This is a genomic window from Acetobacterium sp. (assembly GCF_041752335.1).
GTDB lineage: Bacteria > Bacillota > Clostridia > Eubacteriales > Eubacteriaceae > Acetobacterium.
Genome location: NZ_JBGSHG010000001.1, coordinates 15,935 through 27,147, shown reverse-complemented (window position 1 = coordinate 27,147; position 11,213 = coordinate 15,935). Strand labels below are relative to the sequence as shown.

Genomic DNA, 11,213 nt, shown 5'->3' with positions numbered 1-11,213 from the left:
GGACCGCGGGGGATTTTCACCCCTCTTCCCTTTTCACCGGCTTATAATACATTGATTACAGCCGACACCTGTTATATTATTATTAAATTTAAGTTTCAATGTACTATATCAAATAAATTAAAATTTGTCACGGATTTTTTTGTCGGAATTTAAAACTCCGTTCTTAAACCCAGCTCGACCAATGACCTCCCGGTGATGGAAAATACATAGGCTTCACCGGGATCCACCAGCACAATAGCTTCTGAAGGCTAAGTAACAGAAAAAACGTTTCACAAATAACAGGCAAGTTACCAAAATCGTTTTCTTGTCCCTGATCACCATTTTAGCTACTTGCCATATTTAAAGAGCAAAATCCTAAAAATTTAACTTGCTATTATTCGTTTTAAATATGCCGCAATAATATCACCAAAATGGTTCATTTCTCTGGTAAAGATAAAATCTTTGCCATAAATAAGTTTCTCGGCTTTCAGATCTTTTTCATCACCCGTAAAAATACCCAGAACCATTATCCCTCTTAGCCGGGCAATTCTAACTTCTTTGGCAGTATCTTCAACACCTATCCCTCCTGAATACGAAACTGCGCCGCGAAATTCTTTCCCACTATTCCTGGTCGGCAAATGAATATCATTTGGTTTTCCATCACTTAAAACAATTAAAATTTTATTCTCTTCAGCACGTATATAAAGGGTATCACAAACACTCTTTATCGCAAGACCATCTCGATTGCATCCCTCACAGGTATATTCAAAAATATTTTCAGTCTGTTCTAAATTATCATCATAATCACGGTACCGATTAAGGATCGTATAATCAAAATAACTATAAAATCCATTGACACGACAAGGAATTCCAGCATCAACAATTGCCCGTACAATAATATACGCCTGAATTGCTACTGTTGATTGTTTAAAAAATTGAGAATGGCTACTATCAATCATTAAATCAACAACATACTTCCCTTTATCATTGCTTTCCATTTTTTTAAATAGTCTTGTTGACGGAACACGGCCCAATCGCCACAACTTTTGAACATTAATTGTCCCTGAGTCACTGGAGGTAACGTATTTTGATTGTTCTGCTCTTAACGTTTGTATTAATGATTTTTTTAATCGATTTATTGTTGCTTCATAAATCTGCTGTTTCTTTTCGTAAGCAGACCGGTTCTGTTCCAAACATTTTCGGGCCCGTTTTAACTGCATTTGGTTATTATTTTTACTCCGAATTAATCCCTCTGTGAAATGAAGCTGGCAATCTCGATGGTCCCCTTTACATAATCGAATTTCGATTCTTCTTACTACTACTCCTTTAAGATATGATTCGCCACAATTTAATTCGACTTGACGATTCAGAGCCTCAACAAATTCATTATCCTCGTTTCTGTGTTCTGTCTGTCGTTCTCCGCTCATTGTCTTTTCAAGTTCTGCTACTTTATTAGATTTTTTATTTAACAACTCTGAATTTAAAACACTTTCAGATAAATTTTTAGTTTTAACCAGCGGTCGGGGATGATTCTCTAAAATACGTTGCATATCAAATCGAGCATAATCATTTATCCTAAAAAATCTGATATATACTTCATCTATTTCTTCTATTAAATTTTGAATGTCGTTTTTTTTGGCTATAGTGATTAGTTCCAATGCTAATTCACGAATGACCGGTCTTACGGTTACACTGATGCCCGCAAGAACTGAAAATATTGAAAACTCAATTTCATCGGATAAGCAATCAGAAACCGGTAACTTTTGTCTATCAATAATCTCTAAACAGGCTTCTTTTTGCATATCGGGAATTCCTGGTCTCTCCACTGTTAACAAATTAATTGCCATCGCATCAATTGCTGGCAAAAGAATTGCCTGCAGATTTTCTCTGGAAAACCCTGAACAACTCCGCCACTCAATGTATTGGTTGATCAGATGCCAGTCTACATATTTACGACGGGCACCTGAGATGATTCCAAAATATAGCGCATTAAATTTCGAGCGATTTACCTTTTCATTTTTGGTCATTTCATCCCCATAATCGCCACTGATGGTCCACATCAAATTATTAACGCGATTGTCAAATTCAAAATCTTCGGATTCCCTGCAATTCTCTGCCATTTATCGTACCTCCTTGAAAATGTTGCAAATGAACTAAATTCAATCTCAAAAAATTTCTAAAGTATACCCAACTGGATCTAAATAATTCGCAGTGGTGAGATATTTAATTTTTAAAATCCGCGCAGAACTCTTTAATAATAAACTTCTAATATCATATGATATCTTGACGGGCTTCAGCATGATGCTTTTCATATAAGATCCCCTCTTCATTTCGATCGGATTTTATAAATATACAAATCATAACTGTGAGGATGGACATCATCAACATTAGTTGATAAGCTAATGAAAAACTTCCAGTCATTTTTTTTATGTACCCGCCTGCGTAATTACCGATCATCGAACCCACTCCTAGTGATAAGTTCAGTAAACCAAACAATTTTGCAGTTTTTTCTGGTGGTAAGACTCTAGTCACATATGTTGGATGCAGTCCAAAGATGCCATTGTAAGTTAATCCAAAAATAGCACAAGCAAATAGAGCCGCTGCTGCATTATGGACAAACACTACTGTTGCAATTGATAGAATCGAAATACTGTATGTGATAATCATTGCCCGTTTGGCCGTGTATTTGTCGGCTAAAACCCCTGCAATAAAACCACTAAAAATACCAATAAACCCAAAAATACTCCATGCAATTCCTGATATTTGTTCATTTAAGCCCAAGTCTTCTTGCATTAAAGGTACTATGTAACTTTGAAATGGAATCAAATAGAGCCCGGATAGGATCAATAATGCAACTAATAAGACATAGTGTTTGAGATAATTCCCCGACTTATCATTCCTTAACACCAGTTTTTCCGTCTTATATTCATTTTTTTGATTGGCTTTTTCTATCTGTAAATCAGGTGCGCTCTTTAATTTGCAGATCCAATAAACACCAATCGCCCCGAGAATCAAACTAATAATGCCAAATACAAACCAAACGGTTTGCCACGTATCATTAGTCAGTATATAAGGAATCAAGAAACCATTTAGAATTAATCCAAAAGATGTCCCACTTGAAATGATGCCAAGGCTTTTTCCACGATTATCTTCCTGGATGTTCTTAGCTACAAACTCTACCATTGGTATCCATGAAGTTGCCGCAAATATACCCTGAAGGGTTACAATAACTAGTAATATCCATGGATTATCAACAAATGCTAGCACAAAAACACTGAGCCCACATAAAATTACTGACGAAGATATCAATAATCTTACACTTAAATAACCACACAAAATGCCACCAAGTAAAGAAAAAAGAAGGTAAGCACCTTGGTGGCAGGCATTTATTAACCCAATAAATTCGTAGTCAATATTTAAGCTACTGACGATGTCCGGAGTAATCATCGAAAAAATATAACGCCCAAAAGCAAATGTAATTGTGATAAATCCCGTCAAACAAATAACATATATCAATTCTTTTCTTTCATTAGACATGACGTCCACCACCTTTTTCTTTCATACTATTCCTCCTTCTTCAAATGTACAATGTACCAATAATAGTGTGTTTGATAAACACACTATTGATATATCATGCATTTTTTCACTTTCTGAGCTTATATTAAGCATTTTTTGTGCCAATTTTATGTTTTAATTTAAATATTTTTCAATCAAATTCTCACCCTTCATCGCAATAAATAGTATTCAATAATTATTTTCATATTACGAAATTTATACTAACTCCTTTATTACAAGCTGCTGCCGCAAAATATTATTACCAGCAAAATTATATTCATAGCGAAATATCTATTGTTTTAGAAAGTTTTCAACACACCTGCAAATTTATTTGCACAGAAAAACAAATTACCAAATGAGACTCGAATCTTCTTTTCGTAAAAATTAGCGAATCATGATAATAGATGTATTTTTAGCATGACTTCATAAACAATCACAACAAAAAAAGATCCCTCAATTACAATCAAATTGAAGGATCCCTAAGGTTTCGTAAAATAATTCTTTATTCTTTAATAATCTTCTCTGATTCCAAATTCAGCATCTTCCACCCATTCATCTGGTCGCTCTACCAGTGCGATCAGGTTATCAAATATTTTAAAATGATTTTCTTCCTGCTTAACCAGGTATCCAAAGAGTTTTTTTGTATGTTCATCTGTTGCTTCTTTGAAAAATTTTTCATACAGTTCAATGCTATCTTTTTCCATTTGCAGTGCCATCCGATAAACATCCAGTTGATCGGGGATTTTTTCAAATTTGTTCTTAAAATCGCCCCGATCTTTAAATACGTTGTTGGCATCAGCTAATACTTCATTTTCGGCTAAGTCGTATGTTATTTTTTCCTGCTCGTTTTCTAACAGTTTGGCATGACCATTTTCGTCCTCTGCCAACAATAAAAATACGGCATTTAAACTATTGTTCTGATTGTTTTCCGCTTGTTCCCGGTAATACTTTTCGCCATCCCGTTCCATCTTAATTGCAAATTCGATACTATTCATTCACTTTCACCTCAATATTAATCAGGATTCTATTCCCGGCACTTCTTTTTCCCATTGGGCGATAAATTCCGCCATCTCGTCTTTCATCACCGGAATCCGGGTACTCGTTGCTCCGCAGTGCAGACACTTGCCGTTTTTGAATCCCTGTTCTGTACACTTATCCAGAATTTCCTGATCACAACCGTAATTCCCACATTCCAAACAGCGAAAAACCGGATTTTTACAGGGATGTTCATCCTTCTTTCCGGTGCAGGTGGCAATATTGGCCTTTTCTTCAGCAGTCATATCCATATGTCTTTTCTGGTTCATTCTGCCGCCTCTTGGCCATCGTTTGTTGTTTGGCAATACCTTTGGCACTGTAATCACTCCTCACAAAATAAAAATTGTTAGGTGCTTGCGCAATTGACTTGGGTTTCGCATGTACCTATCCGTCATACTATTGATATACCCGCAATTACGCCGTTCAATCAAGCAATTTCAAATAGGCACCGTAACCCTGGGCTTCCATTTCGTCGGCCGGGATAAAGCGGAGGGAAGCGCTGTTGATGCAGTATCGCAAGCCCCCGGTGGTAATCGGACCATCCTCAAAGACATGACCCAGGTGGGCATCTCCGGTAACGCTGCGCACCTCGGTTCGCTTCATCCGTAGACTGGTGTCACTGAGTTCTTTGACAACTTCGGGATCGATGGGTTTGGAGAAGCTAGGCCAGCCGCAGCCGGATTCAAATTTATCACTGGATGAAAAAAGCGGTTCGCCGGTGGTAATATCCACATAAATTCCCTTTCGGTATTCATTATAGTATTCATTCTTAAACGGCGGTTCGGTAGCATTTTTCTGGGTCACCGCATATTGATCCGGGGTCAAAATTTTTACTAAGGTATCCTGATCTTTTTTTTCAAATTTCATAATGGTTCCTGCCTTTCCTGTGGTTGTTCTGTTACTACCCCATCTTTCCGGGCGCTAATCAGTCTTCAATAATTTTAAGAAAAGCTTCAAGATCATTCACTGGCTGCTCACAACGGTAGTTTTTACAGATATAGGCCGTCGGTTCGCCGTGAATCATCTGCTGATTGACAGCAAACGCATTGATCTTTTTCAGATCTCTTTCACTTTTATTGAAAAGTACCACTGAAAAAGGCAGAAACTGCTGGTTCAATCGGCGATTCATCTCACGGATCGTCGTATCCTTCTCATATCCGGCAAAAACCACCTCGGTAGTTGGCTGTTCATGAAATAATTTTGCACAGAGCATCATCGTGCTGGCCATCGGTGCCTGATTTAAGTTTCCGGCAAAATAGGCAAACATGCCATTGACAATATCAATATATTTTTGTTCCCCGGTTATTTTTCCCAACTTAAGCAGACAATAGGCTGCCAGTGAGTTTCCGGATGGCTTGGCATTATCATAGACTTCCTTGGGCCGGGCAATCAGTTGTTCGGCGTCATTTCCGTATATAAAAAAGCCGGCTGTTCCAAATTCATCGCCGAAAAGGTTGATCATATCCACTGCCCTAAGAATGGCTTTTTCCAGATAGTCGGTTTTAAAGCTGGCCTGATAAAGCTCCAGATATCCCCAGATAACACTGGAATAATCATCCAGATACCCCAGAATTTTCGCCTCACCTTTGCGATATCGGGCATAGAGTCGGCCGTTCCGCCGGGCCATGTTGGTTTCAATAAATGCCATCGCCTCTTCGGCCTGTCTAATATAGACGGTCTTGTTAAATATTCGGCCGGCCATAGCCAGAGCAGCAATCATCAGACCATTCCATGAGGTCAGAATTTTATCATCCTGATGAGGATGAACCCGTTTTTCCCGCTGGGCAAATAAATCGGCCGTCATCTCATCCAGAGCTTTTTCCAGCTCCGGATTGGCTTCGATGAGGTCGAGGTCGGTAAGAATCATGTTGGGAATGTTCTTACCCTCAAAATTACCTTTCGGCGTCATCGGATAGAACTTAAAAAAGACCTCAGCCCGCTTTTGGCCCAATATTTTTTCTACCTTATCCATGGACCAGACATAAAACTTCCCTTCTTCCCCTTCTGAGTCAGCATCCTCGGCGCTGTAAAAAGCCCCTTCCGCCGAGCGCAGATCCCGGTTAACATAGGTGATCGTTTTTTCAGCTATTTTTTTATATAATGGATTACCGGTGGCCTGGTAGGTTTCTGCATAAACCATAATCAGCAGGGCATTGTCATAGAGCATTTTTTCAAAATGAGGTACCAGCCATTGTTCATCAGTTGAATAACGGGAAAAGCCAAACCCGATATGATCAAAGATCCCGCCCTTATACATCTGCTGCAGGGTTTTTTCCACCATCACCAGGGCATCCGGTTGTTTAAAAGCCTGATAGCATCGCAACAGGTAAAAGAGATGATGGGGGGTAGGAAATTTGGGGGCTTTGCCAAAACCACCGTAGCGATCATCAAAGCTTTCATCAAAAAAATCATAAGCATCAAAAAAGATGGTTCGCTTTAATTCCGTTTCCCCTTTTCTCTCCTCCAGATCATTTAGCAGTCCGGTTATCTTATTGGCGGAATGGATGATGTCTTCATTATTTTTTCGCCACTGGCTTTCAATTCCCAGCAGCACATCGATAATGCCAGGGTGACCGTAGCGGGAGTTTTTAGGCAGATAGGTTGTTCCATAAAAGGGTTTTCGATCAGCCGTTAAAAAAACATTGAGGGGCCAGCCTCCCTGACCGGTACTAACCTGGGAAAAGGTCATATAAATCTGATCAATATCCGGCCGTTCTTCCCGGTCCACCTTAATGCTGATAAAATATTTATTCAGGATTTCTGCCACTTCTTCATCCTCAAACGATTCCCTTTCCATCACATGACACCAGTGACAGGTACTGTAACCAATCGAAAGAAAAATCGGTTTATCCTGTCTTTTAGCGAGATTAAACGCCTCATCCGACCAAGGATACCAATTAACCGGATTATAGGCATGCTGTAATAAATAAGGACTCATTTCATGAACAAGTCGATTCGCTTTCTTTTGAACGTCGTCGAGAGCCATTTCTTCAACTCCTTTTTATTTTACTAACTGATTTTGCTAACTAATTTAAATCAATCTTATTAGCTATTATGATTCTCCACCATTAACTTAGGCTTTAATTTGCTATTCAAAATTCAGGAATTCCATCTCCAGTCGATTACTGATCACCTTGTAAAAAATAACACTGATACCAAAACTGATCAGCAAAAACAAACCATACCCCAGCAAAGGGTTGACAAAATATCCCAGTAAACCACTGATCCCGATCAGCATCCCGGTATAGGCCATCCCTACAAAAAGCGTGATGACTACATTCATATTGTTCTTGATGGCTTTTTGGGGGTTATCCCAATTGAGCAGCGGTCGGTTCATATCCATGAACAGCCCAAATAACAGAATCGGCAATGATCCCAGAATCCCCAGAATAACCGTTAACAACAGAGTGGACAGGGTTAAGGGGAAAATGTATTGAACCACGATGATGGTAAACAGGATCCCCAGGCTTTGAATCAACATCGCGACTCCGGTTCGTCCCACGATCTGATCCCTTGCTGTTACCGGGATCATCCGGGTCAACCAGGAGGCCTTTCCCTCTCGGGAAAAGGTGGTGGCTGTGGTAGCTGTGGTGCCTCCGAAAAAAATAAAAAAGGCAATCAGTAAAAAGTTGACCAGGGTCGGTATGCCTCTGAAAAAATCCTGCATCCCCAGTAAATCTTCCGGCGGGATTTCTATAACTGCAAAACTGATCCAGATACATAATGGCGCAATGATGACTACACTGACATTATTAAAAAAGTAAACCGGGGTCCGCATTAGCAGCCGTAAATCCATGGTAAATACCGCCATGGTCCCGTGGCTTTTTTTGCCAAGCGCTTTGCTTCGCTCAGCACCGCTTAACTGTTTACCTTTTTTTATGGTTTTTCCACTGACAATACTCTTAAGATAAACCCGCTCACCAATGGCTACCATCAAAACGCAGGATAACAAGGTAATTCCCAGCAGCACGGCCACCCAGGCAAAGGACATCAGCGTGATTTTATTTAGCGCCCAGGCCATAAGAAAGCTGGTCGGCATGGTATAGCCGATGATGTTTAAGAACCCCTCATTATTGGTCAGCATCGTATTCATCAGCAGCTGAAAATCCACCTCGTCGCCATTCCCCAGTTGACTGGTGAACCAAATCTGCACTGCGAAAATAACGGCAATACCAATAAAAACAAAAACAATCTGCAGCATGTCCTTTCGGCCTTTGAGTGAAGCCGATTGCATCATCAGCATGATCAGAGCGGTTAGCAATGAAAGCGGCAGCACCGGAATGGTCAGGAAGACCAAAAAGGACAATAGCGCATAAAGTAGTCCCATTCCCTGGCCAACTCCATAAATAATCAGAATCGGCAGAAAAACAAAGCCCGCAAAAATATACTCAAACACCAGAATACTAAGAAATTTTGCAATAATCAGTTTTCTTTGGCTGATCGGCAGTGGGATCAGTTCTTCGATATTATCTGAAAAATAAAATTCCGAAAGAATATACATGACCCCAAAAACGAGAATCAGCACCGTTGCCATAATATAACCGATACTTAAAAAAACAGAGGTCTGATTAATCATCGTCAGCCCAAAATAAGTGGCAGACATCAGCGAAACGTACATAAAAAATGCTGGGATCAGGGCCACTGGAACAATAATCAGAGTAAATAACTGTTTATAAAATTCTTTTTTATTAAACTTCTTATTATAGAAAAACAGCGAAAATCCCAATGATTCGTTGATAAACAATTTGGTTAAATTAATAATCTCTTTCATTATTCGGTCAACTCCAGGAAAATATTCTCCAATGACTCCTGACTCCCGGCTTTTTCGCGAATTTCGGCCATCGTTCCCACTTCAATGATCTTTCCCTTTTTAATAATGGCAATTCGATCACAGATTTTTTCGGCCACATCCAGAACATGGGTGGAAAAGAAAACCGACCGTCCCCGATCGCAATGTTCGCGCATGATCTTTTTAAGCTCAAAGGATGCCTTGGGATCGAGACCGACCATCGGTTCATCCAGGATAAAAACCTGGGGATCATGAATAAGCGCTCCCACCAGTGCCAGTTTCTGCTTCATCCCATGGGAAAAGGATCCGATTGGATCGTTGACAGCATCCTTGATCTCAAAAATATCCAGATATTTCTCAATCCGTTCCTGTCTTTCTACGGTCGGCACCTGATAAACATCGGCCATAAATTTCAGATATTCGATACCCTTAATTTTTTCAAACAGCTCCGGATTGTCCGGTACATAGCTAAGCTGTTTTTTTGCGCCCAGGATGTCGTTCTGATTATCGATGCCATTGATCGTTATTTTACCGCTATTGGGGGCCAGCAGGCTGACAATCATTTTAATAGTGGTGGTTTTTCCGGCGCCATTGGGGCCGACAAACCCAAAGATTTCACCGGGATATACTTCAAAACTGACGTCATCGACAGCCTTTTCATTTTTATTACCATAGGTTTTTGAGACCTGTTCAAGTTTTAGCATAGTCGCTCCTTTTTCCTTTATGATTATGTTTATTTTAACACAACTCTGGCATTTTGAGTCGGAAAAATTTAATATTGTTTTTAGAAACAAGGCATACAATAGAGGAAATAAAACATCGGCACTTAAAAAAAATAACTAGTCATCGATGATAAGGTGAAGATCACATCCGTGACCACTTATTTTTTTGGAATTGCCTCATACCTTTAAACGAAAGCAGGTAACCGCGTGATCACACAAAATGAAATTGCAGCATTGAAAGCCCAGGGGATCTTAGCCCAGCAACAGGAAGGTTATTTTTCCATTCGGGTTTTAAGCCGAGCCGGAAATTTCACCTCAGCAGAATTCCAGACCCTGGCGGAAATTTCCGAAAAGTACGGCCGGGGTTATCTGGGCGAAACCACTCGATTAGCCATTGAAATTCCCTGGATCGCCCTATCCGACATCGAATTGGTTAAATCCGCACTCACCGCCGGGGGACTGGTTTTCGGTGGCACCGGTAAAAAAGTTCGACCCCTGGTGTCTTGTAAAGGCACCGTTTGCCAACATGGTCTTTATGACACCCAAAAGCTGTGTGGCATCTGTCATGACCAATTTTTCGGCCGGGATCTTCATGCCAAAACAAAGATCACCTTTGTCGGCTGTCCCAACAATTGCGCTAAGGCCAATACCAATGATATCGGCCTGGTGGGACAGGCTTATATTCAATTTGACTGGGATGCCTGCGTAAACTGCGGCAAATGCACCAAGGTCTGTCGGACTCAGTCATTGACGATGCTCAATCACAAGCTCCTCTGGGACGAGCGGAAATGTGTCAATTGTGGCAAGTGTGCCCAGGTTTGCACCACCGGGGCGATCACTGAAGAGGTCCGGGGTATTGCCATCTATCTAGGCGGCCGGATGGGTCGGGGTTATCGTTTCGGTGATCAATTAACGGACTTGTATGCAGTCGAAGAAATTCCCAATCTGATTGAAAAAATTCTGGACACATACCTGGAGTTGGGTAAAGACGGCGAACGAATCTGTGCCGTACTCGACCGCATCGGAATCAGTGCCTTCGAAGATTCTTTACAGGAACGGCTGGAAGGCTAGTTACCAAATTTTTACAAAATGATACCAGGCGTACAATAAGGGGGCTGATTTCTCAGCCCCCT

General features: G+C 40.4%; 9 protein-coding genes and 1 riboswitch. Of the genes, 1 reads left to right on the top strand and 8 read right to left on the bottom strand.

Features of this window, described 5'->3' with window-relative positions; translation table 11 throughout:
* A riboswitch (cobalamin riboswitch) is annotated at positions 1-87 on the bottom strand. This riboswitch is flagged as partial in the annotation.
* A 275-nt stretch (positions 88-362) separates the two neighbouring features.
* The 8 genes from ACEW8F_RS00130 to ACEW8F_RS00095 all read right to left on the bottom strand — a co-directional run bounded on the left by ACEW8F_RS00130 (position 363) and on the right by ACEW8F_RS00095 (position 10,062).
* Entirely contained in the window at positions 363-2,099 is a 1,737-nt protein-coding gene (locus ACEW8F_RS00130) for a hypothetical protein (protein WP_373481441.1), read from the bottom strand.
* 151 nt (positions 2,100-2,250) lie between these two features.
* Positions 2,251-3,516: an MFS transporter gene (locus tag ACEW8F_RS00125; protein WP_373481440.1), complete on the bottom strand. Its 1,266-nt coding sequence runs from the start codon at positions 3,514-3,516 to the stop codon at positions 2,251-2,253.
* A gap of 527 nt (positions 3,517-4,043) precedes the next feature.
* Positions 4,044-4,529, bottom strand: coding sequence for a ferritin family protein (locus ACEW8F_RS00120; protein ID WP_373481439.1), 486 nt, complete (start codon positions 4,527-4,529; stop codon positions 4,044-4,046).
* Between the two features lie 21 nt (positions 4,530-4,550).
* Positions 4,551-4,838 (bottom strand): hypothetical protein, encoded by a 288-nt coding sequence (locus tag ACEW8F_RS00115; protein WP_373481438.1) that lies wholly within the window; start codon positions 4,836-4,838, stop codon positions 4,551-4,553.
* Positions 4,839-4,992: 154 nt separating this feature from the next.
* Positions 4,993-5,436, bottom strand: coding sequence for a peptide-methionine (R)-S-oxide reductase MsrB (gene msrB / locus ACEW8F_RS00110; RefSeq protein ID WP_373481437.1), 444 nt, complete (start codon positions 5,434-5,436; stop codon positions 4,993-4,995).
* Between the two features lie 58 nt (positions 5,437-5,494).
* Positions 5,495-7,555, bottom strand: coding sequence for a thioredoxin domain-containing protein (locus tag ACEW8F_RS00105; protein ID WP_373481436.1), 2,061 nt, complete (start codon positions 7,553-7,555; stop codon positions 5,495-5,497).
* A 102-nt stretch (positions 7,556-7,657) separates the two neighbouring features.
* Positions 7,658-9,340 (bottom strand): hypothetical protein, encoded by a 1,683-nt coding sequence (locus ACEW8F_RS00100; protein WP_373481435.1) that lies wholly within the window; start codon positions 9,338-9,340, stop codon positions 7,658-7,660.
* Complete coding sequence (locus ACEW8F_RS00095) at positions 9,340-10,062, bottom strand: ABC transporter ATP-binding protein (protein ID WP_373481434.1); 723 nt, start codon at positions 10,060-10,062, stop codon at positions 9,340-9,342. Before ACEW8F_RS00095 ends, ACEW8F_RS00100 begins: the two co-directional genes overlap by 1 nt.
* Positions 10,063-10,287: 225 nt before the next feature.
* On the opposite strand from ACEW8F_RS00095, the gene ACEW8F_RS00090 reads away from it, so the two are divergent.
* Positions 10,288-11,151: a 4Fe-4S binding protein gene (locus ACEW8F_RS00090; protein WP_373481433.1), complete on the top strand. Its 864-nt coding sequence runs from the start codon at positions 10,288-10,290 to the stop codon at positions 11,149-11,151.
* The last annotated feature ends 62 nt before the right edge of the window (positions 11,152-11,213 follow it).